Origin of the sequence: Klebsiella sp. GB_Kp056 (assembly GCF_040064755.1) — a bacterium.
GTDB classification, from domain to species: domain Bacteria; phylum Pseudomonadota; class Gammaproteobacteria; order Enterobacterales; family Enterobacteriaceae; genus Klebsiella; species Klebsiella quasipneumoniae.
Genome location: NZ_JBEAJA010000055.1, coordinates 86,442 through 107,136, shown reverse-complemented (window position 1 = coordinate 107,136; position 20,695 = coordinate 86,442). Strand labels below are relative to the sequence as shown.

The following is a 20,695-nucleotide window of genomic DNA, read 5'->3' as shown; positions in this document are numbered from 1 at the left end:
GGTGTACAGAAAATAGGTACTACAGCTTTGTGCGTCCTGATAAATGGTTCCTCATGATAGCAGCCATTGCCGGACGCGATAGGTCATGGCTTCCCTGGCGGGGGAAGCACCGAGACGGGCAGCAGGCGGCTGAGGGCGGCAATCGCCAGCAGGATCAGGGCGCCAAGGGTCAGCAGGGTGATAAATGCCCCGCGCCAGGCGTCCGGCGCGGAGGCGCTTTGCGCCAGATAGAAGCCGCCAAGGGTCGCCATGCCGAGGGCGGCGCCAAACTGCTGGCCGGTGCGAAATAATCCCGACGCCGCGCCGGCGTGGGCCACCGGGATCGCCGCCATGGCAAAGGCCGGCAGCGGGGCGGAGATAAGCCCCATCCCACAGCCGCACAGGCCGAACCCGAGACCCAGCGCGGTCAGCGGCAGCGTCCCCGGCGCCGCGGCGATCCCGTAGCCCATCAGCAGCAGGCCGCTCATCTGCACGGCCACCCCGACCAGCGTCACGTTACGCCCAAGACGAGGCGATAGCCGGCGGCCGGCGACGGCGATGGAAAACATCGCCCCGAGGGCGAAGGGGATGTGCAGCAGGGCGGTATGGAACGGGCTGAAGCCCAGCCCGCTCTGCAGCACCAGCGCGGTGGCCAGCAGCAGCGAGGCGGTGGTCAGCTGATAGAGCAGGGTGATGACGATCCCGGCGCGAAAGAAGCGGTCGCGCAGCACCGCGGGGGGTAACAACAGCGTGCCGCCCCGGCGTTCACGGCCCAGCAGATGTCGCCAGAGGAGGGCCACCGTGATGAGCGACAGCAGCGGCGGCAGCGCCATCCATAGCGGCCAGCGCAGGGCGGGGCCTTCGATCAGGGTGAGCAGCAGCGCGCCGCCGCCCACCACCGCCAGCAGGGTACCCAGCGGATCGATACCTTTGGCCGCTGGGCTGCGCACCGCCGGCAGCGCCCGCCAGGCCAGTATCACGGCGACGACGATCACCGGCACGTTGATCAAAAAGATCGGCCGCCAGCTGAGGCCGAACAGATTGCTTTCGATGATGATCCCGCCGAGCACCGGGCCGAGGATCCCGGCGGCGCCGCCGAGCAGGCCGAAAATACTCATCACCCGGAAACGTTCGTGCGGGCGATACAGAACCTGCATCAGGGAGAGGATTTGCGGGCCCATCATCGCCCCGCTGGCCCCCTGCGCAATACGCATCGCCACCAGCATCTCCGGGCTGGCGGCCAGTCCGCAGCCGGCCGACGCAGCGCCAAACGCCAGCAGTCCGCTGATAAACAGCCGCCGGTAGCCATACAGATCGCCGAGCCGACCGCCGGTGAGCAGCAGAATGGAGAAAAAGAACAGGTAGCCGGTGACCACCCATTCAATTTGCCGCGGGCTGGCGAGCAGATCCCGCTGTACCACCGGGATGGCGACATTAATGATCGAGACGTCGATGATCTCCAGCACCAGCGCTATCGAAACCACCAGCGTGGCCAGCGTGCGCTGCCGCTCGCTGGTATAGGGAGGCGCCTGAACCGCGGCCGCCGAAGCGTTATTGAGCATGATGTACCTTCAGATTTGGTTAAAAACTTGTTAAATAATGTTGACAATTTATAGCAACCAGAGATTAGAATTAGAGCACTCATTCTGGTTATGCCGCGTCAGATCCTGCTGTTGACCGCGAAGCCAGAAGGGAAGGCGTCACACTGCCGCTCCGAAACAGAATAAGAATTCTTATTCTAATTTTGTTTGTTTTGATCTGGCAAGTAGAGAAGGGGGTCGGATGTATTTGTCCGCATGTATTGAATGGCTGTTTCGTGAAGAGTATCCCGATTTCAGCGATCGGGTCCGGGCGGCGAAAGCGCAGGGATTCAGCCACGTTGAGTTTCATCTCTGGCGTGATAAACCGCTGGCGGCGCTGGCGCAGGCGCTGGAGGAGACCGGCGTGAGGCTGTCGAGCTTCGTGGTGGAGCCCCGGCGCAGCCTGGTGGATCCGGCGGAGCATGAGCAGTTTCTGGCGGCGGTGAGCGACAGCCTGGCGGCCTCGCGCCAGCTGGGGTCGCCGCCGCTGGTGGTGGCCTCCGGCTTCAGCCGCGAAGGGGTGGCGATCGCCGAACAGCAGGCGCAGGCGATCCACATCCTGCGCCAGGCGGCGACGCTGGCGGAAGCCGCCGGGGTCACTCTGCTGCTGGAGCCGCTCAACACCCGCATCGATCATCCGGGGATGTTCTTAAACGACACCCGGCTGGCGCTGGACATTATCGAGGCGGTCGACAGCCCGCGGCTGCAGCTGCTGTTTGACGTCTATCACTCGCTGGTGATGGAAGAGGAGATGGAGGAGGTGCTCGGCGGCAGAATGCACCGGGTGGGACACGTGCAGATAGCGCAGGCGCCGGAACGTAACGAACCGGATCCGCGCAGCGGCGAGTGGCCAGAAGTGATCGCCCGGCTGCAACGCCTGGGCTACAACGGGGCCATTGGCCTGGAGTATAAACCGTCGCTGCCCGCAGCGGCCTCGGTGGCCCGCGCCCGCGAAGCGACCGGCTTATCCTGTTAACCAACTTACCTGGTACTTTTATGACTCAGAAAATAAAACGCGGCGTCAGTCTGTACAGCTTTCAGAATGAGACCTATCTCGGCAAGATGTCCCTCGATCAGGCGATCGGTCACTGCGCGGCGTTCGGCGCCCGCGGCATTGAAGTCGTCGGCGAACAGACCTTCGCCGGCTGGCCGGAATGCGGCATGCCGGAGGCGGCGATCGCCGACTGGCACCGTCTGATGCAGCGCCATGACACGGTGCCGGTGTGCCATGACTTTATGCTCGACTATAAACGCTATAAAGACCGGCCGATGCCGTTTGACGAGCAGGTGCGCAGCGTGCAAAACGACATCGATTTTGCCGCCCGGCTGGGCATGCGCTTTATCCGCTCTCTGGTTTCCGTGGCGCCGGAGGTGCTGGTGGCGGCGGCGCCTTATGCGGAAGACAAAGGGATCACCATTCTGCTGGAGGTGCACGCCCCGCTGCATTTCGACCATCCGTGGATTATTCGCCATGCTGAAGCCTATGAAAAAGCCAACACCCGGGCGCTGGGCTTCCTGCCGGATATGGGGATGTTTTTAGCCCGCTTCCCGCGGGTGTGGAAAGAGCGCTTTATTCGTAACGGTTGCCCGCAGGCGGCGGCGGATTTTATCGAGAAAGCCTATGAGGAGCGGACGCTCAGCGAATACGTGATCCTGGATGTGATGCAAAAATGGGGGCCGGGCCCGCAGCTGGCGATGGCGGAAACGCTGCGCCACAACGCGGCGTTCGAGCCGAAGCGGATGCTCGATTTTATGCCGCGGATCCACAACATTCATGCCAAATTCTACGAAATGACCGACGAGATAAGCGAATGGTCAATTCCCTACGATGAGATCTTCCGCGTGCTGCAGAAGGGCGGCTATGAGGGGTATGTGTGCTCCGAGTATGAAGGCAACCGCTGGGTGGAAGATGCGCAGGAGGTGGACAGCCTGGAGCAGGTCCGCCGCCAGCAGCTGATGTTCTGTCGCCTGTTAGATGAAACCCCACCCCCGGCGCTGCTGGGTCAGTAAGGAGCATTATCATGTTTGATCAGCATATTATCTGCCGCGAAGGTTTCGGCAACGTCACCCGCGACGGGGAAATTATCGGCGTGCGCTTTTTGGCCCGTCTGCCTTACTACCGCGGTCTGGGTTTGTCGATGGTGGAAGATATCGCCGTGACCCTCAACGGCGAAGCCATCCCGCGGCAGGCGATCCGCCTGGCGCTGCGCGGCCGGGAGTGGACGCTCGACGAGCTGGAGAGCGTCTACGACGACCGGTGGAACTTCGGTGAAAAGGCGACCATCACGGTGCTCAAACCCGGCGGCCTGCCGGCCGGCTGGCATCGCCTGAAGGTGGCCGAGAGGCTGCGGATCTCCTATCTGCCGTTTGTGCCGGTGACCACCTTTGAAACCGAGCTGGAGTTAACGGCGTAACCTCCCGCCGGATCCGCTGCCGTTATGGCAGCGGATTTCTATACCACGGGGCAGCCACCGGGGAGCGCTGAGGAGATTGCCGTCCAGTCAAACCGCTTCGGAAGAGCGCGGTTTCTCAGCCCGTCTGTGCAGAGGAAATAGGAAAATTTACTTCGCAGGCTAACCGCAGATTGCTTCAAAAAAATTCCCGTATTTGTTATATTGTTGTTCATTGATTACTCACCTCTGCGGTGCCAAAAAGAACAAGATTCACCGCAACCCAGGACAATACCATGTTAGATTACCGCTTCCCGACAGCTTTGCAGATGGTTCTCAGCGTAGCAATGGCGGAGCAGATGGGTGAACGTTCGACGAGTGCGATTCTGGCCTACGGCCTGGAAGCCAACCCGAGCTTTATCCGCAAATTAATGGTTCCGCTCACCCGTGACGGCATCATTGTCTCCACGCTTGGCCGCAACGGCTCTATTCATCTTGGCCGCCCGGCGGACAAAATCACTCTGCGTGATATCTATCTTTCCGTTATCGAAGATAAAAAACTGTGGGCGTCGCGCCCTGACGTCCCGGCCCGCTGCGTGGTCAGCGCCAACGCCTGCTGGTACTTCAAATCGGTCGCTGACGAAGCGGAGCAGGCTTCGCTAAACGTCCTCGCTCGCCATACCGTGGCCAGCGCGCTGGAGGCGCTTAAAAACGCCGATACCAGCGGCTGCGACCCGGTACCGGAAATGATCGCCCGCTTTAAAAAAGCGCATTAATCCTGGTCCTGACGAAAAAAAACCGCCTTCAGCTGAAGGCGGTTTTTTGTTATTTGCCGCAGGCTAGGCGGGCAGATCCTCCTCGACCGGCTTACTGCGGGTCACCAGTTTCCGTAGCGTCACGTAAAACACCGGCGTCAGGAACAGACCGAACAGCGTCACCCCCAGCATCCCGGAGAACACCGTGATCCCGGTGACGCCGCGGACTTCCGCCCCTGCGCCGTGGCCGAGGATCAGCGGAATGGTCCCGGCGATAAAGGCGATGGAGGTCATGACAATCGGGCGCAGTCGCAGGCGGCACGCCTCCAGCGCGGCTTCCATGATGCCTTTGCCCTGAATCTCCAGCTCGCGGGCAAACTCGACGATCAGAATGGCGTTTTTACAGGCCAGGCCCATCAGGACCACCAGCCCCACCTGCACGAAGACGTTGTTATCGCCCCCGGTCAGCCAGACGCCAAACAGCGCGGAGAGCATCGTCATCGGCACGATAAGGATCACCGCCAGCGGCAGGGTCCAGCTTTCATACAGCGCCGCCAGCACGAGGAACGCCAGCAGCACCGCCACCGGGAAGACGATCAGCGCCGTATTGCCCTGGGTGGCCTGCTGGAAGCTCAGATCCGTCCATTCAATATTCATTCCATTCGGCAGCACCTGTTTAGACATGGCATCCAGCAGCGTCATCGCCTGCGAGGAGGAGAGGACGCGCGGATCGGCATCGCCAATCAGGTCCGCTGCCGGATAACCGTTGTAGCGGATCACCGGATCCGGCCCGTAGGTGGTACTGATATTCACCATACTGCCGATCGGCACCATTTCGCCCTGATTATTGCGGGTGCGCAGATTGGCGATATCTTCCACGCTCTCGCGGTACGGCCCGTCAGCCTGGGCCATCACGCGCCAGGTACGCCCGAACTGGTTAAAGTCATTGACATAGGACGAGCCGAGATAGGTCTGCAGCGTGCCGAACAGATCGGTCAGCGATACCCCCTGCGCTTTCGCCTTATCGCGATCGACCTGGACATCCAGCTGCGGCACGTTAGCCTGGTAGGTCGAGATCGGGAAGTGCATTCCCGGCGTCTGCATAATCGTCCCGGACATGGCATTCACCGCGCTTTGCAGCGCGCCATAGCCCAGCCCACCGCGATCCTGGATGTAAAGGGAGTAGCCGGAGCCCTGACCCAGTCCTAAAATCGGCGGCGGCAGGATGGAGAAGCCAAATCCCTGCTGGATTTGCGCGATTTTGGCGTTAATCTCCGCGTTAATTTCCGCCGCCGAGTGTTTGCGCTGGTCGAACGGTTTCAGGCCAAAAAAGACCGTCCCGGTATTCGGCGTGTTGGTGAACTGCAGCGCGTTAAGACCGGGGAAGGCGACCGCATAATCGACCCCTTCGGTATTCATCCCGATCTCGCTCATTTTGCGGATCACCGCATCGGTGCGCGCCAGCGACGAACCTTCCGGCATCTTCACGCCGCCAATCAGGTACAGTTTGTCCTGGGTGGGAATAAACCCGCCGGGGACGACTTTAAACATCACCCCTGCGGCGCAGAGCAGCAGCAGGTACACCACAAACACCGCGCCACGGCGGCCGAGGGTTTTGCTCACCAGCCCCTGATAGCCGTTCGAGCTGCGCAGGAAAAAGCGGTTAAACGGACGGAAAATCCAGCCGAACAGACGATCGATCAGCCGGGTAGGGAGGTCTTTTTTCGCGCCGTGCGGCTTTAACAGCAGGGCCGCCAGCGCCGGGGAGAGCGTCAGCGAGTTGATGGCCGAGATCACCGTGGAGATGGCGATGGTCACCGCAAACTGCTTGTAGAACTGACCGGTCACGCCCGAGAGAAACGCCATCGGCACGAAAACCGCGCACAGCACCAGCGCAATAGCGATGATCGGCCCGGAGACCTCTCGCATCGCCTGATGCGCCGCGGCAAGCGGCGCAAGCCCCTCTTCGATATTGCGCTCGACGTTTTCCACCACCACGATGGCGTCATCCACCACGATACCAATCGCCAGTACCAGCCCGAACAGGCTCAGGGTATTCAGCGAGAAGCCCAGCAGATAGAGAATGCTGAAGGTACCGACCACCGATACCGGCACTGCGATCAGCGGGATAATCGACGCGCGCCAGGTCTGCAGGAACAGGATCACCACCAGCACCACCAGCACCACCGCCTCCAGCAGCGTCTGCACCACCGCGCGGATGGAGTCGCGCACGAACACCGTTGGGTCGTACGGCGCCGCCCACTTCATATCTTCCGGGAAGCGGGTGGCCAGCTCGGCCATTTTGGCGCGCACGGCGTTCGACAAATCGATGGCGTTAGCCCCCGGGGACTGGAAGATACCGATCCCGACCGCGTCCTTGTTGTTGAGCTGGGAGCGCAGCGCATAGCTACCGGAACCCATCTCGATGCGCGCCACGTCGCGCAGGCGGACCAGCGAGCCGTCCTGCGCTGTTTTCAGAATGATATTGCCAAACTCTTCTTCGGTATGCAGACGGCCCTGGGCGTTAATCGAGATCAGGAAGTCGCTCTCCTGCGGCAGCGGCTCGGCGCCAAGCTGCCCGGCGGAGACCTGGACGTTTTGCTCCTGCATCGCCGTGACCACGTCCGAGGCGGTCAGCCCGCGCGCCGCCACCTTATTGGGATCCAACCAGACGCGCATCGCATATTCGCCGGAACCAAATATCTGGATCTGGCCGACGCCGGGCAGGCGCGCCAGCTCATCCTTCACCTTCAGCGTGGCGTAGTTGCGCATATACAGCGAGTCGTACTTACCGTTTGGCGAAAACAGATGCACCACCAGGGTCAGCGTCGGGGACTGTTTCTGGGTGGTGATCCCCAGACGGCGCACATCCTCCGGCAGACGCGCCTCCGCCTGCGCGACCCGGTTCTGCACCTGAACCTGCGCCTGATCCGGGTCGGTACCCGGGCGGAAGGTCACGGTGGTCACCAGCACGCCGTCGGAGCCGGCGACCGATTTCATGTACATCATGTTTTCAACGCCGTTGATCGCTTCCTCCAGCGGCGTCGCCACGGTCTCGGCAATCACTTTCGGGTTGGCGCCGGGATACTCCGCGCGCACCTGCACGCTGGGGGGCACGACGTCAGGATATTCGCTCACCGGCAGCAGCGGGATGGCGATTAACCCGGTGATAAAAATTAAAATCGACAGCACCGCGGCGAAAATTGGCCTGTCGATAAAAAAGCGGGAAAAGTCCATGTCTTGGATTCTCTGATTAGGGATCAGTTGAGGGCGGCGCTGGGGGTCATGGCAACGGTTTTGGCGTTAACCGGCATACCCGGCATAAACACTTTTTGTAAGCCGTCGACGATGACGCTATCCCCAGGCTTCAGACCCTGCTTCACGACGCGTAAACCGTCGGCCAGCCGCCCCGGCGTGATATCACGTCGCTGCGCTTTGCCATCTTTATCAACGATATAGACATATTTACGATCCTGATCGGTGAGCACCGCTTTGTCGTCGATAAGCGTAGCCTGGAACGCCGCGCTGCCCGGCAGACGCACGCGGGCAAACAGACCCGGCGTGAACAGCCGCTGCGAGTTATCCAGCAGGGCGCGCATGCGGATGGTGCCGGTGCTCGGCGTTAACTGATTATCGAGAAAATCCACTTTGCCCTGATGGGGGTAGCCCTCCTCGCCAACCAGGCCAATCTCCACCGGGAGCGCCTGATTATCGCTGGACGCGCCTTGCCCGCGGCGGGCGAGATTTTGATAGTGGAGGTAGGTTGACTCGTCGACGTCAAAGTAGACGTACACCGTCTTCTGCGAGACCAGGGTGGTGAGCACGCTGGCGGTGTCGCCCGCCGTGACCAGGTTGCCGCTGGTGATCAGCGCGCGGCTGGCGCGGCCGTCGATAGGGGCGGTCACTTTGGTGAAGTCGAGGTTAAGCTGCGCGGCATCCACCGCCGCCTGCGCGGCGCGAATATCGGCCTGCGCCTGTACCGCGGCTGACCGGCGCTGCTCCCACTCTTCACGGGAGACGAGGTTGGTATGAACTAATTTATCGGTGCGGTTCGCCTCGCTTTGCGCCAGGCTGGCCTGCGTTTTGGCTCTCGCCAGCGTCGCCTGCGCCTGCTCCAGCGCGGCGCGATAGGTTCTGTCGTCTATCGTGAACAGCACCTGGCCCTTTTTCACCTCCTGGCCGTCGGTGTAATTCACTTTATCAATATATCCCGAGACGCGGGGGCGGAGCTGAACGCTCTCCACCGCTTCAATGCGACCGTTGAAACTATCCCACTGACTGATCGACTTCACCAACACCTTAGCGGCGCTGACGGCAGGCGCGGGCGGCGCGGCGTTTTGCGCGACGCTGTCGTCGCAGCCGACGAGCAGAAAGGAGAGCATCATCGCGCCGAGCGCGGTCAGGTGAATATTTCCCCAGGTTTTTTGCAGGCTCATTATTTTTATTCCAGTCATTGTAGCCGCCGGGCAAGACGCAGCCTGAGAGGCTGCGCCACTTCCTTTGTCCGGGCTGGCTTAAGGCCATTTGTGTCGATCATCGCCACAAAATTGTAACAATTTCGAATACACTATCGCGGCGATTGTAGGAAGGCGCTTAACTAAGTGCAAGAATAATTGTTGCACTTTATGTGCGATCCTCACCGGAGAAAAAAGGCGCGATCCTGGCAGGGTTTTAAATGCAACAATAAAACTTGCATTTTGTGTAAAACCAGGCCACCTTTTAATGCAACTGCTAAAGATGCTTTTAACCGGCCGCGAGGGGGAAATATGATGAACACTGGCGCCATCATTCAGGATCTGATCGACTGGATCGACAACCATCTTGATAGCCGTCTGGATATTGATACCATTGCCCGGCGAGCCGGCTATTCGAAGTGGCACCTGCAGCGGATCTTCAAAGAACACACCGGGCACCCCCTCGGGGAGTATATCCGGGCGCAAAAGCTGCAAAAATCGGTCGAACGCTTAGCCCACAGCAACGAGCCGATCCTCAACGTGGCGATCGCCCTCGGCTTTGACTCCCAGCAGTCCTTCAACCGCAGTTTCAAGCGCCAATATGGCCAGGCACCCGGCGTCTGGCGCCGGAGTATCAGCCGCTCTGCTGCGCAGACATCTCGTCAGTGATGCTCATGACCGGGGAGGGTCAGTCCTTACCCGGTCCATGATCGAATTTGCTGCCTTTGCCGATGGCATAGAACTGCCCGCCTGCGACATAGTGAACGGTCCGCAGCTCGTCCGGCGCATCATCAAAGATCCAGTGTCCGTTGCGGAATACCCGGTCATCGCTCCAGGCGGCGACGATGTCGCCCATAAACAGATTGTGCTGTTGCTGGATGTCCGGGTAAGGCATCACTTTGCACACCAGCCAGCCCGCGCAGCCGGCGACAAGGGGGAGATCGAACCCCGGCTGATAAAAGAAGGGGATGGTGTCGTTTTTATCCGGCGCGTCGGCATAGCTGCGCCCGCCAGCGTAGAGGACGGTTGCCATCTGGCTGACTACGGGGATCTGCACGACGAAATAGCCGCTCTTTTCCACCAGCTGACGAGTGAAGGCCTGGGGGCCGATATAGGCCACCACTTTTCGCTCGCCTGCCAGCCCAACCCAGGCGGCTGACATGACATTTTCGACGCCATCATATTTTGCGGAAATCATGGTGGTGGACCCGACCTGCAATAAACGATACGCCTTACGTAATTCGACAGGCTGAACGGACATTATTTTTCCTTTATGCGTGTTATTTAACGTGGTGATTCTCTGGATATTTATTGAGGGCATGGTCATTTTTGGCCCCTCGCGCTATATCCACAGCGCAACGATACGCCAGGCGATTAAGCGCAAAAAGATGCGTAAATTGTTTTCATTATTCATAATCAACGAATAATCATGCCGCCTGTCGGTAGGCTGCTCGCTACAGGGGAGAAAGAAGGTGGATCGTATCCAGGCTATGCAGATGTTTATGCGCGTCGCGGAGGCAGGGAGCTTCGTGCGTGCCGCGGAAACCCTTTCCCTGCCGGCCTCCACTGTCACCAGTACCATTAAAAACCTTGAGAAATACCTGAAGGTGCGGCTGCTGAACCGGACCACAAGGCGGGTGAGCCTGACTCCGGAAGGGATGCAGTATCTGGCGCAGTGCCGGGAAATTCTCGCCCTCATCGAACATAGCGAATCCAGCCTGAGCGAGTCTGTCGCGCGGCCTCAGGGGCGCCTGCGGGTTGATATGCCCGCGGGCATCGCGCATTTCATCGTCATGCCCCATCTGCAAGACTTTTACCGACGTTACCCTGATATCTACCTGATGATCGGGGTCAGCGATCGGCAGGTCGATCTCATTCAGGAAGGCGTCGACTGCGTGATACGCACGGGAGAGCTGAACAACTCCAGCCTGGTGGCCCGGCCTCTGGGCCGCTTTCGCTGGGTCACCTGCGGGTCACCGGACTATCTCAGGGAATATGGCGTGCCGCCATCACCGGAGGCGCTCTCTCAGCACCGGGCCGTGCATTATTTCTCCGGCCAGGCGAGGCGGGCCGATGAGTTCCGCTTCCTTCGCCACGGCGAGACTTTTTCTGTACCCGTCAGCGGCACCGCCGCGGTGAATGAAACGGGGCTTTATATAAAAATGTGCCTGGCAGGATTTGGGCTGGCGCAGCTGGCGGAGAATATCATTGCTGACCACCTGCGGGAGGGGAGGCTGGTGGAAGTGCTGGCGGACTGGCAGCCGCCCCCGGTACCCGTCACGTTGCTCTATCCGCACCAGCGCTTTCTCTCTCCCGCCGTTCGGGCGTTTGCTGAGTGGATGAGCGAGGTGGTTTGAGGGGAGTATCGTTTCGGGAGCCCCTCATGGGAGCGCAGGGCTCCTGCAGAAATATCTGGTCTGCCGATCAATCACTCGATATTCTGTAATGCTTTGTCTTTTTTGTGAACAGGAAAAAGTATGTTTAATACGCTCCCCGATTTACACAGAAGTTTTGCAGAGCAACTGAAGCTTAAATTACAGTCTGACCCGCGGATCCTCGCCCTTCTCGCCGGCGGCTCGTTTATCCATGGCGGGTTTGATCAATACTCCGATCTCGATTTCGTGGTGGTGGTCGACCCTCTCTATTATGACGAAATCATGGCTCAGCGTATGGCGTTCGCCGGAACCCTCGGCCATCTGCTACATGCTTTCACCGGGGAACACGTCGGCGAGCCTCGCCTGCTGATCTGTCTGTTTGGCCCGCAACTTCTGCATGTCGATCTCAAATTTATCACCCTGGACATGCTCACTCAGCGCGTTGAGGAGCCTGCCGTGCTATTTACCCGTGATAGCGATGCTCTCAAGCGCCAGCTGGCAAAATTTAGCGCTTACTGGCCGAACATGACGCCGGAGTGGTTTGAGTCCCGAGCCTGGATCTGGCTGCATTATGCCGGGGTTAAACTGGGCAGGGGCGAACTCTTCGAAGCGCTGGGGATGCTGTCCTTCTTCCGCGAACAAGTGCTGGGACCGATGCTGTTCCGTCGCGCCAATCTACCGCAACGCGGGGTTCGCCGAATAGAAGCCCTCGGCATTGATCCCGATGGCCTGCTGACTTCCACTCTGGCAACGCACGATCGTCACTCTGTCGGGATTGCCATCCGAAGGGCTGCCGACGCTTATGTCAATCTGCGGGCTGATGCGCTGCCTGACAATATTGCAGACGATGCGGCGCGGTGGGCGGTCTTTGCCATGCTGGACGCCTATTCTGACAAGGAGTAAATCTATCCCTCCGGCCGCTGACGCGGCCGGAGTGTGTAAGGGGGGCGCGAGATGTCGTGGGGGGGGCTTATCCTGAGAGGGGGGCCGGGTAACCGGTAACGCTAAAACTTCCCCTGGCCCGGTTTGTTCCGCACCGCCAGACGATTAGAGTTTATCCAGTTCACGCACGGTACGTTCATTGACGATATTACCCGTATTCAGGGTCGATTTTGGCTCCAGTAAAACGACGCAGCACTCTTCGGTTAACGCTTCAGGACAATGCTCAGTTCCTTTCGGCACAATAATAAACTCACCGGCATCAAGAATGATATCGCCTGTTCTTAAGCCCATTCGCAAGCGGCCGCTGACCACAAGAAAAAGCTCGTCCTCCTGTTCATGATGATGCCAGTCAAATTTTCCGGATAATTTAGCCAGTTTGACATATTCGTTATTCATTTCGCCGACAATTTTCGGGCTCCAGTAATCGCTGAACAGAGCAAAACTGTCTTTTAAATTAACTTTACGCATTCATCTTCTCCGTCACACATATTTAATGCGGGTGGGTTGATTTCGTCATAAAAAAAGAGCAGGCATTGGGCCGCACGGCGCACAGCCGGGTTAGGCGATATTGATCGCTAATAAAAAGACGCCAGGATCATCAGGAAAGTGACCGTATTATGGCCAGCTTTCCGGCTATTACGCCTGCTTTGCTTTGTGGGAAAATACAGCGCAAGCAGGCCGGCTCTGCTGTTCGAAATAACAATACAGTTAACCCGCAAACTGAACAACGGGTTTCCCGATGACGGGGGAAGATATTTATCAGTTCGCAATCAATCGACTGAATTTAATTAATTTTATTTTTAAAATAATTTTCCCTCAGGCATTCAGCGGACCGTTTTTGTTTCTTTAAGTGAACAGATGCCCGAAACGCCGGCGCCATATCTCAGGTCTCCAGGTCCGATAATGGCGCGGCGGAGTTAACCGGGCTCGAGGTGAGTCATCACCACCGTCGCGCTAACCGCCGTTTCCGTTGCGCTGTACGTGTGCGCAATCTCTGCAGAGAAGGCATAAAAATCCCCGGGCTCCAGGGTGATGACTTCATACTGGCTCAAGCGCAGGCGCAGAGTTCCGCTGTGTACCAGAATATGTTCATGCGCCCCCTCTGAATGTCCGGGGCTGTGGATGGTGACCCGCGGTTCCATTTGCAGCAACCATATCTCGGAGGTATTGCCGGGGCCGATGCGGAATTTCATCATTTGCGAATAATCGCCCGGCACAGGGCGATATTTTTCAAAGCGGGGATACATCCTGCTGCCGCTTAGCAAATCGCCGACCGGTAAACGTAACGCGGTGGCGATAGCGTCCAGCGTATCAACTCGGGGACTGGAAGATCCTGATTCCAGTTTGGATAACGCTCCCTTTGAAACCCCTGACAATTTAGACAGATCGTTTAACGAAATCCCCCGGGACTGCCGTAGTCGTCTTATTTTACTGCCGATATTTAATGACAAGGCAGCTGGTTTATCGCGTTCTGAATCTGCCATTATTGCCTCCCTCCCCGAGTGAGTCCTTCTCATCCGAATAAACGCCCCGCCCAGTTGAGATTGCGGTAGGGACATAACACTGCTGTCGCTGGCCTGATATGTCATCGCTGCATCAACAGTCAGTGATTCTTCACGCGCCCGCCATGCCTGAATACCACGTTTATCCTTTCAAATGAACCATTTTGGTGTTCACCGGTTTGATGGGCAGTCTGGGTAACGGGAGATATTGCACATTGAATCTGTTCGTTGCGTTCGGATGTTGCCGGGCTGTTTTAAGCGAAAAATGGACGATTCTGGAGTAACGGATTGTTTATTGATGTAAGCAGGGGCCGTTATTTTCCCCACTTCTACAGTGGGGGTTTGAGGATCTGTATCAGGAAATGATGCCGGTGTTGCCATATCTAGTAATGCACCAGCCCGCCATCTACCGCGTACTGACTGCCGGTGACATAGGATGCATCATCAGAAAGCAGGAAAAGTGCGACAGCAGAGGCTTCTTCCGCGGTTCCTGCCCGGCCGAGGGGGACCTGGCTGACAACAAAATCCTCAAACTGCTGACGCGACTCTTCCGGCATGAAATGTCTAAAGTTCGTTTCGATCGGACCCGGTACCAGCGTATTGGCGCGAATACCCCGCACAGCCAGCGCAGAGGCCCAGCTTTTAACCATTGCGACAACTGCGCCTTTCGTTGCTGCATAGAGGCTGGTCATTGCCGCACCTTCATATACAGATGAAGATGAGGTGACAAGAACAGACGCGCCTGAATTGAGGGATCCAGAAAGAGCGGCAAGCTGCAGCATCGGGCCGCGGACGTTAGCATTCATCATGCGGTTAAAAGCATCCGCTGTCACCGATTCCGGAGCACCTACTTCTGCGAAGCCAGCATTAAGCCATAGTCCGTCGAGTGAACCCCAGCCGCTTATCGCTGCCTGAAGAACGCTTATATCTGCTTCGCTGGCTGCATCGTTTTTCAGAATGAGAGATGATTCAGGCAGTAGACTACGGGCGCGCTTCAGCCTTTCATCATTGAGGCCCGTAATGGCAACATTGCCGCCCTCACTAACAATGCGCAGTGCGCCTGCAAATCCCATACCGCTGGTACCGCCAGTGATAAGGATGCGTTTACCTTGAAATCTGCCCATGATTCGCCTTTCTTTGTCTTTAGAACCATCACGTACCTGACGAAGATAACCATCAGTCGCATCTGTTACATCACGCAATGGTGACATTATGGCTGCAGCGTTGGCATTTGGCACCAAGCGGGGTGGGGTCCAATGCTGATGGTGGCCCTTTTTTTCTGCGCCGGGGGAGTGTATTTGAAGAACCAGATCTTTCTGCCGAATGGCTTAATCAACAACGCCAGCCCGTCGCCATCGCGTAGTTGCTACTCGGTATTAGTTTGGTATTTCAATTGGTTAGGTATGTTTTTGCACCATGGTTTTTTACGTTATGGCATCGTGGTGCAAAACAAGCATAGATGATGCTCGAGATTGATACAGAAAATATGACCGCACAGGTAACAAAAAAACCCGCAGGGCTTGCGCCGTGCGGGCTCTTAGGACTTCATCGGATGACTCTGGTAATCACCGATGGGCTGGCAGCGGCGTAATTAGTGCAGGAGTAGATAAATTCTGTTGGGGATGTTTATAGGTTGCTTAGAAGGGAAGGCGCAAAAAGAGTGGTGACGGTATTGATAGGGAAAGGAGTATTTATGCGTTGGATTTTTATGGTGATTCGTCGGACTCATTATTTTGAGTGGCTAGCTGTAATAAAGACCCGGCAAATTTAAGCCGGGTCTTTATTATTTACGGTCTTGAAGCCGTGCCGTCAGGTGTGCGCGCCATTGTCCAGGAAGGGATCCCCCCCTCGCACGGGTATTTCGCCGCCTCGGCTTCATCAATGTCGATACCCAAGCCAGGCTTATCGTTCAGGTAGGCATAGCCGAGGTCAATCTCCGGGCAACCCGGGAAGACATCACGCAGCGCGTCGTTCATGGGCGTGTATTCCTGAATGCCGAAGTTCGGTGAACTCAGATCCAGATGCATATTGGCGCAGACCCCGACTGGTGAAATATCACCAGGACCGTGCCACGCGGTACGCACGCCGTTCAGTTCGCTATAGACAGCGAGTTTCTTCGCCGGCGTGATGCCGCCGATGGTGCTCACATGACAACGAATGTAGTCGATCAGTTTGTTGTCGATGAGCGGTTTCCACTCATTAACATTGACAAACAGTTCGCCCATGGATATTGGCGTGGAAGACTGCTGGCGCAGCATTTTCAACCAGTCGATATTTTCCGGCGCGACTGGGTCTTCGAGATAAAACAATTGATATTGTTCCAGTGTCTTTGCAAGGTTAATGGCGGCCACCGGGGTGACGCGCTCATGGACATCATGAATAAATTCGATGCCAAAACCGAGCTTGTTACGCAGGTGGTCGAACAGACGCGGAACGCTTTTGGCGTAGGCGTCCGGGTCAAAGTAGATGCCAGGCGTTTTGCTGCGCGGTGAACGTTTCGGCTGAATGTTCTTCGCACGTGCCAGCTGCGTGGCGATCAGTTTGAGGTCATCGGTCCCCGCACCACCATACATTCCCATCTGGCAGCGAACGTACTGGTAGCCTTCTTCCATTCTGGCGCGGATGTTATCTTCCACTTCAACTTCATCGCCACCGTCAGTGTGACAGTACAATGGGATCCCATCACGGCATTTGCCGCCCAGCAGATCATAAACCGGCATCCCCGCCAGCTTACCTTTGATATCCCACAGCGCCATGTCCACGCCGGACAATGCATTGTTCATGATCGGGCCATTGCGCCAGTAACCGCTCACCGCGCCTGACTGCCAGATGTCCTCAATACGGGTCGGATCTTTGCCAATCAGAAAAGGCGCCATGTACTCATCGATCGCGTTTTTTACCGCGAAGATACGCTGCGTAAAGGTCGCGCATCCCAGCCCATACAGCCCCGGCTCATTGGTTTCTATCTTAACGACCGCCAAATCAATGCCGCCCGGCGCCGTCAGAATCGTTTTCACGTTAGTGATTTTCAGGTTACTCACTTTCTCTCCTCAACTCAGCGAATTTACCGCATGTCATACCGTTGTGGATGACATGGTGCATATTTGTAAGTTGTCCTACAACTTGGTGCTGTTATATCACGCTTCTTTTACAAAGGATCGCTTAGAGTGCCATTCTGTGATAGCGATCAAATTGCGTTCACTTAAAATTAAAAAAATACTTATAATTCAATCATTTAATATTAATAACATGATCGCAAAGTGGAGCTGTTTGTGATCCTTGTTGCAAATTCATAGGTGAACTGTTGATTTTGTCAGGATGAAAATTCAACCTTAAAAAAGACAGTCGTCATACAAATCAAACGAATGAGGAAACAACATGAACGCTTTATTTGATTTAACCGGGAAAACGGCGCTGGTGACGGGTTCTGCACGCGGACTGGGCTTTGCCTACGCAGAGGGCCTTGCCGCTGCAGGCGCACGGGTCATCCTGAATGATATTCGCGACACACTGCTGGCCGAATCCGTGGATACACTGACAAGCAAGGGTTACGACGCACAAGGCGTGGCTTTTGACGTCACCGATGAACAGGCGATTGAGGCGGCTTTTAGCAAACTCGATGCAGAAGGGATCAGTGTGGATATCCTGATCAATAACGCCGGTATTCAGTACCGTAAACCGATGGTCGAACTGGAGCTGGAAAACTGGCAGAAGGTGATCGACACTAACCTGACCAGCGCATTTCTGGTGTCCCGCGCGGCGGCAAAACGGATGATGGCCCGTAACAGTGGCGGCAAAATCATTAATATTGGCTCGCTTACCAGCCAGGCTGCACGACCGACCGTTGCCCCGTACACGGCGGCAAAAGGCGGTATCAAAATGCTCACCTGCTCGATGGCCGCAGAATGGGCACAGTTTAATATCCAGACCAACGCCATTGGGCCGGGCTACATTCTGACGGATATGAACACTGCACTTATCGAAGACAAACAGTTCGACGCCTGGGTGAAAAGCAGCAACCCCTCTCAGCGCTGGGGTCGTCCGGATGAGCTTATCGGCACGGCCGTCTTCTTATCATCCAGAGCATCCGATTATATCAACGGGCAGATTATTTACGTCGATGGTGGCTGGCTCGCCGTGTTATAAGCCGCCCGTACTCTACCTACTCGCCTTTAAAATTGATGGCATGTGTTCACCCCGATGCATGCCGATATAACACAGGTATCATTATGAAGGCTTCAAGACAACGACTCTTTATTCTCACATTGCTGTTTATTGTGACTGCAATTAATTATATGGATCGCGCCAATCTTGCCGTTGCTGGTTCGAATATCCAGAATGATTTCAGTCTGACGCCAACACAACTGGGTTTGCTTTTCTCCATGTTTACCTGGGCCTACGCCGCCAGTCAAATTCCTGTCGGCTATGTTCTTGATCGCATTGGCTCACGTATTCTTTACGGTGGTGCAATTATTCTGTGGAGTATTTTTACCTTTATGATGGGGTTCGCCTCACACCATTTATTCGCGACGGCAACCGCTTCATTTGCCATGCTTCTGGCCTGCCGCGCATTAATTGGTGTTGCCGAAGCACCGTCCTTCCCGTCTAACACGAAAATAATCGCAACCTGGTTCCCAGACCATGAGCGAGCCCGTGCGACCGCGATTTATTCCAGTGCACAATACCTTGGTCTCGCGCTGCTGACACCTGCCCTCGCCTTTATTGTGGCTAATTACGGTTGGGAAATGTCGTTTTATCTGTCCGGGGGCGCCGGGATTCTGTTTGGCATCTACTGGCTTATGTATTACCGCGATCCACAGCACAGCACCGCTGTGAACCAGGCAGAACTGGATTATATCAAAGCAGGCGGCGGCTATGGTTCGGCGAACCAATCCTCCGTGAGTGCAAAAATCAGCTGGCAAGATATTAAGTTCTTCCTCAGCAAAAAAACGATTTGGGGCCTGTTCATCACCCAGTTTGCCTGCTCGTCTACACTCTATTTTTTCCTGACCTGGTTTATTGTTTACCTGGAAAAAGGGCTGCATCTCTCTATTTCAAAAGCCGGGGTGGGTGCTATGCTTCCCTATATTATGGCGATGCTGGGGGTGCTTTGTGGCGGTACGCTAAGCGACATGCTGCTGAAAAAAGGAAAATCCCGAACGTTGGCACGAAAATTACCCGTTATGGCTGGCCTATGCGTCACCATGATTATCGGTCTGGTCAATTTCTTTGAAAACCAGCCGGTTATTGCGATTATCATTCTGTCTGTTGCGTTCTTTGCTAACGCCTTTTCAAACCTGGGTTGGGTGGTCTGGAGCGATGTGATTCCTCGTAATTTCCTCGGCACGATGGGCGGCTTTTTAAATATTTGCGGGAACCTTTCTGGGATCGTTAGCCCAATTGTTATTGGGGTTATTCTCCAGCGCACGCAAAACTTCCAGTACGCCATGTGGTATATCGCAGGCGTCGCCGGACTGGGCTTATTAGCCTACATATTCTTGGTGGGAAAGATTGAAGTGATCCTGCCTGAAAAAAAGAATGCCGACACCGTGGATAAGAATACCATTAATCCGGCAACTGCCAACAAATAATGAGGTCATCATCAAAATGGGAAAAATAACCTGTAACGCTTGTCTGGCCCATGCGGAAAAAGACGTACGCTATGAATCACGTGAAATCGAGCATGATGAATATGATGTCGTCGTGAAGGTCGCTTGCGGCGGCATCTGTGGCTCTGATATCCACTACTATCAGCATGGCCGCGCGGGGATGTCTGTCCTCAAGCATCCGATGGTGATTGGCCATGAGTTTGTTGGCGTGATCAGCAAAGTGCCAGCAGGCAGCGAGCTGAAAGTTGGCCAGACGGTTGCTGTGAACCCGTCCAGCCCCTGCAATCAGTGCGAGATGTGCCTTTCCGGCCATCAAAATCTGTGCGGCTCCATGTGCTTTATGGGCAGCGCGCAGTTCAATCCACATGTGAATGGCGGTTTTTCTGAATACGTGGTGGTAAAACCGGAGCAATGTATTCCTTACGATAGGCGCGTGCCTGCAAACGTGATGGCCTTTTCGGAACCGCTGGCGGTCGCTATTCATGCAGTAAAAAAGGCGGGCCAGTTGACCGGCAAACGCGTACTGGTGATTGGCGCAGGCCCCATTGGTTGTCTGATCGTCGCGGCGGCGCGCAGTGCAGGAGCATCTGAAGTGGTGGCGTCCGATCTCAGCCCTCGCTGCCTGGAACTGGCTCGACAGATGGGGGCCACTGCGGTGATGGATCCGCGGGTTGAAGAACAGGTTGTCTATTATCAGCAGCATAAAGGCTATTTTGATGTCGTGTTTGAGGCCTCTGGCGCGCCGATTGCCGTGACATCCACCGTCGATTTCACCCGCCCTGCAGGCACCATCGTTCAGGTGGGGATGGGCGCCAGCCCGGTAAGCTGGCCAGTGTCTCCGATGCTGGTTAAAGAACTCAATTGGGTCGGGTCATTCCGTTTTATCGGTGAGTTCATCACCGCGGTACGCTGGCTGGAAGATGGTCGTGTCGATCCTCGCCCGCTTATCAGCGCCGAGTTCCCGCCCCAGCAAATTGAAGACGCATTGATTACCGCCACAGACAAAAATGTCTCTGCTAAGGTGCTCATTCGTTTCGATTAACGGTGAAAAGCGCCCAGCCGGGCGCTTTGTTCTTAAAAGTGAAGTGTTATACAATAAATTACTTCAG

The 20,695-nt window shown here is 56.3% G+C and carries 18 protein-coding genes and 1 pseudogene; 10 read left to right on the top strand and 9 right to left on the bottom strand.

Annotated elements, in window-relative coordinates:
- Positions 1-83 precede the first annotated feature (83 nt).
- The gene (locus ABLV52_RS17560; protein ID WP_044524423.1) at positions 84-1,541 is read right to left on the bottom strand and encodes an MFS transporter; all 1,458 of its coding nucleotides are present in this window, start codon (positions 1,539-1,541) and stop codon (positions 84-86) included.
- Between the two features lie 220 nt (positions 1,542-1,761).
- On the opposite strand from ABLV52_RS17560, the gene ABLV52_RS17555 reads away from it, so the two are divergent.
- The 4 genes from ABLV52_RS17555 to ABLV52_RS17540 all read left to right on the top strand — a co-directional run bounded on the left by ABLV52_RS17555 (position 1,762) and on the right by ABLV52_RS17540 (position 4,725).
- Complete coding sequence (locus ABLV52_RS17555; protein ID WP_050533618.1) at positions 1,762-2,535, top strand: TIM barrel protein; 774 nt, start codon at positions 1,762-1,764, stop codon at positions 2,533-2,535.
- A gap of 20 nt (positions 2,536-2,555) precedes the next feature.
- On the top strand, positions 2,556-3,569 hold the full coding sequence (locus ABLV52_RS17550) for a TIM barrel protein (protein WP_023290705.1): 1,014 nt from the start codon (positions 2,556-2,558) through the stop codon (positions 3,567-3,569).
- Between the two features lie 11 nt (positions 3,570-3,580).
- Positions 3,581-3,973 (top strand): DUF6379 domain-containing protein, encoded by a 393-nt coding sequence (locus tag ABLV52_RS17545; protein ID WP_050533619.1) that lies wholly within the window; start codon positions 3,581-3,583, stop codon positions 3,971-3,973.
- Positions 3,974-4,245: 272 nt separating this feature from the next.
- Positions 4,246-4,725, top strand: coding sequence for an Rrf2 family transcriptional regulator (locus ABLV52_RS17540; RefSeq protein ID WP_023290703.1), 480 nt, complete (start codon positions 4,246-4,248; stop codon positions 4,723-4,725).
- 63 nt (positions 4,726-4,788) lie between these two features.
- Here ABLV52_RS17540 and oqxB read toward each other — a convergent pair whose 3' ends face one another.
- The gene (oqxB, locus tag ABLV52_RS17535; RefSeq protein ID WP_044524417.1) at positions 4,789-7,941 is read right to left on the bottom strand and encodes a multidrug efflux RND transporter permease subunit OqxB; all 3,153 of its coding nucleotides are present in this window, start codon (positions 7,939-7,941) and stop codon (positions 4,789-4,791) included.
- Positions 7,942-7,964: 23 nt separating this feature from the next.
- Complete coding sequence (oqxA, locus tag ABLV52_RS17530; RefSeq protein ID WP_044524416.1) at positions 7,965-9,140, bottom strand: multidrug efflux RND transporter periplasmic adaptor subunit OqxA; 1,176 nt, start codon at positions 9,138-9,140, stop codon at positions 7,965-7,967.
- Positions 9,141-9,473: 333 nt separating this feature from the next.
- On the opposite strand from oqxA, the gene ABLV52_RS17525 reads away from it, so the two are divergent.
- Positions 9,474-9,827, top strand: a complete 354-nt coding sequence (locus ABLV52_RS17525; protein WP_348890708.1) for a helix-turn-helix domain-containing protein — start codon at positions 9,474-9,476, stop codon at positions 9,825-9,827.
- Positions 9,828-9,846: 19 nt separating this feature from the next.
- Here the strand turns inward: ABLV52_RS17525 and ABLV52_RS17520 are convergent, their stop codons facing one another.
- Positions 9,847-10,419, bottom strand: coding sequence for a flavin reductase (locus ABLV52_RS17520; RefSeq protein ID WP_044524415.1), 573 nt, complete (start codon positions 10,417-10,419; stop codon positions 9,847-9,849).
- A gap of 211 nt (positions 10,420-10,630) precedes the next feature.
- Here ABLV52_RS17520 and ABLV52_RS17515 point away from each other — a divergent pair, with 211 nt between their 5' ends.
- The gene (locus ABLV52_RS17515; RefSeq protein ID WP_101862095.1) at positions 10,631-11,515 is read left to right on the top strand and encodes a LysR family transcriptional regulator; all 885 of its coding nucleotides are present in this window, start codon (positions 10,631-10,633) and stop codon (positions 11,513-11,515) included.
- Positions 11,516-11,635: 120 nt separating this feature from the next.
- Positions 11,636-12,436: a hypothetical protein gene (locus tag ABLV52_RS17510; protein WP_102004649.1), complete on the top strand. Its 801-nt coding sequence runs from the start codon at positions 11,636-11,638 to the stop codon at positions 12,434-12,436.
- 144 nt (positions 12,437-12,580) lie between these two features.
- Here the strand turns inward: ABLV52_RS17510 and ABLV52_RS17505 are convergent, their stop codons facing one another.
- The 5 genes and pseudogenes from ABLV52_RS17505 to ABLV52_RS17485 all read right to left on the bottom strand — a co-directional run bounded on the left by ABLV52_RS17505 (position 12,581) and on the right by ABLV52_RS17485 (position 17,018).
- Positions 12,581-12,943, bottom strand: a complete 363-nt coding sequence (locus tag ABLV52_RS17505) for a cupin domain-containing protein (protein WP_023290697.1) — start codon at positions 12,941-12,943, stop codon at positions 12,581-12,583.
- Between the two features lie 449 nt (positions 12,944-13,392).
- Positions 13,393-13,959 carry an XRE family transcriptional regulator gene (locus ABLV52_RS17500; protein WP_048298702.1) on the bottom strand — a complete coding sequence of 189 codons (567 nt, stop codon included), beginning with the start codon at positions 13,957-13,959 and terminating at the stop codon, positions 13,393-13,395.
- Positions 13,960-14,360: 401 nt separating this feature from the next.
- Positions 14,361-15,101, bottom strand: coding sequence for an SDR family oxidoreductase (locus tag ABLV52_RS17495; RefSeq protein ID WP_048335038.1), 741 nt, complete (start codon positions 15,099-15,101; stop codon positions 14,361-14,363).
- Between the two features lie 119 nt (positions 15,102-15,220).
- Positions 15,221-15,382 (bottom strand): annotated as a pseudogene (locus ABLV52_RS17490) (integrase arm-type DNA-binding domain-containing protein); the annotation flags it as partial.
- Between the two features lie 382 nt (positions 15,383-15,764).
- Positions 15,765-17,018, bottom strand: coding sequence for an enolase C-terminal domain-like protein (locus ABLV52_RS17485; RefSeq protein ID WP_048325396.1), 1,254 nt, complete (start codon positions 17,016-17,018; stop codon positions 15,765-15,767).
- Positions 17,019-17,355: 337 nt separating this feature from the next.
- Between ABLV52_RS17485 and ABLV52_RS17480 the strand changes: the two genes are divergently transcribed.
- From ABLV52_RS17480 to idnD, 3 genes are all read left to right on the top strand, one after another.
- Positions 17,356-18,123, top strand: a complete 768-nt coding sequence (locus tag ABLV52_RS17480) for an SDR family oxidoreductase (RefSeq protein WP_048325394.1) — start codon at positions 17,356-17,358, stop codon at positions 18,121-18,123.
- A gap of 83 nt (positions 18,124-18,206) precedes the next feature.
- Positions 18,207-19,568, top strand: coding sequence for an MFS transporter (locus ABLV52_RS17475; protein ID WP_064157700.1), 1,362 nt, complete (start codon positions 18,207-18,209; stop codon positions 19,566-19,568).
- Between the two features lie 16 nt (positions 19,569-19,584).
- Positions 19,585-20,628: an L-idonate 5-dehydrogenase gene (idnD, locus tag ABLV52_RS17470; protein WP_348890707.1), complete on the top strand. Its 1,044-nt coding sequence runs from the start codon at positions 19,585-19,587 to the stop codon at positions 20,626-20,628.
- Positions 20,629-20,695: the final 67 nt, after the last annotated feature.

Bases quoted from the DNA above. Each gene is read 5' to 3' on its own strand.
- oqxA (WP_044524416.1), bottom strand. From the start codon at position 9,140: ATGAGCCTGCAAAAAACCTGGGGAAATATTCACCTGACCGCGCTCGGC.
- ABLV52_RS17555 (WP_050533618.1), top strand. From the start codon at position 1,762: ATGTATTTGTCCGCATGTATTGAATGGCTGTTTCGTGAAGAGTATCCC.
- ABLV52_RS17520 (WP_044524415.1), bottom strand. From the start codon at position 10,419: ATGTCCGTTCAGCCTGTCGAATTACGTAAGGCGTATCGTTTATTGCAG.
- oqxB (WP_044524417.1), bottom strand. From the start codon at position 7,941: ATGGACTTTTCCCGCTTTTTTATCGACAGGCCAATTTTCGCCGCGGTG.
- ABLV52_RS17500 (WP_048298702.1), bottom strand. From the start codon at position 13,959: ATGGCAGATTCAGAACGCGATAAACCAGCTGCCTTGTCATTAAATATC.
- idnD (WP_348890707.1), top strand. From the start codon at position 19,585: ATGGGAAAAATAACCTGTAACGCTTGTCTGGCCCATGCGGAAAAAGAC.
- ABLV52_RS17475 (WP_064157700.1), top strand. From the start codon at position 18,207: ATGAAGGCTTCAAGACAACGACTCTTTATTCTCACATTGCTGTTTATT.
- ABLV52_RS17505 (WP_023290697.1), bottom strand. From the start codon at position 12,943: ATGCGTAAAGTTAATTTAAAAGACAGTTTTGCTCTGTTCAGCGATTAC.
- ABLV52_RS17525 (WP_348890708.1), top strand. From the start codon at position 9,474: ATGAACACTGGCGCCATCATTCAGGATCTGATCGACTGGATCGACAAC.
- ABLV52_RS17480 (WP_048325394.1), top strand. From the start codon at position 17,356: ATGAACGCTTTATTTGATTTAACCGGGAAAACGGCGCTGGTGACGGGT.
- ABLV52_RS17510 (WP_102004649.1), top strand. From the start codon at position 11,636: ATGTTTAATACGCTCCCCGATTTACACAGAAGTTTTGCAGAGCAACTG.
- ABLV52_RS17550 (WP_023290705.1), top strand. From the start codon at position 2,556: ATGACTCAGAAAATAAAACGCGGCGTCAGTCTGTACAGCTTTCAGAAT.
- ABLV52_RS17540 (WP_023290703.1), top strand. From the start codon at position 4,246: ATGTTAGATTACCGCTTCCCGACAGCTTTGCAGATGGTTCTCAGCGTA.
- ABLV52_RS17495 (WP_048335038.1), bottom strand. From the start codon at position 15,101: ATGGGCAGATTTCAAGGTAAACGCATCCTTATCACTGGCGGTACCAGC.
- ABLV52_RS17560 (WP_044524423.1), bottom strand. From the start codon at position 1,541: ATGCTCAATAACGCTTCGGCGGCCGCGGTTCAGGCGCCTCCCTATACC.
- ABLV52_RS17545 (WP_050533619.1), top strand. From the start codon at position 3,581: ATGTTTGATCAGCATATTATCTGCCGCGAAGGTTTCGGCAACGTCACC.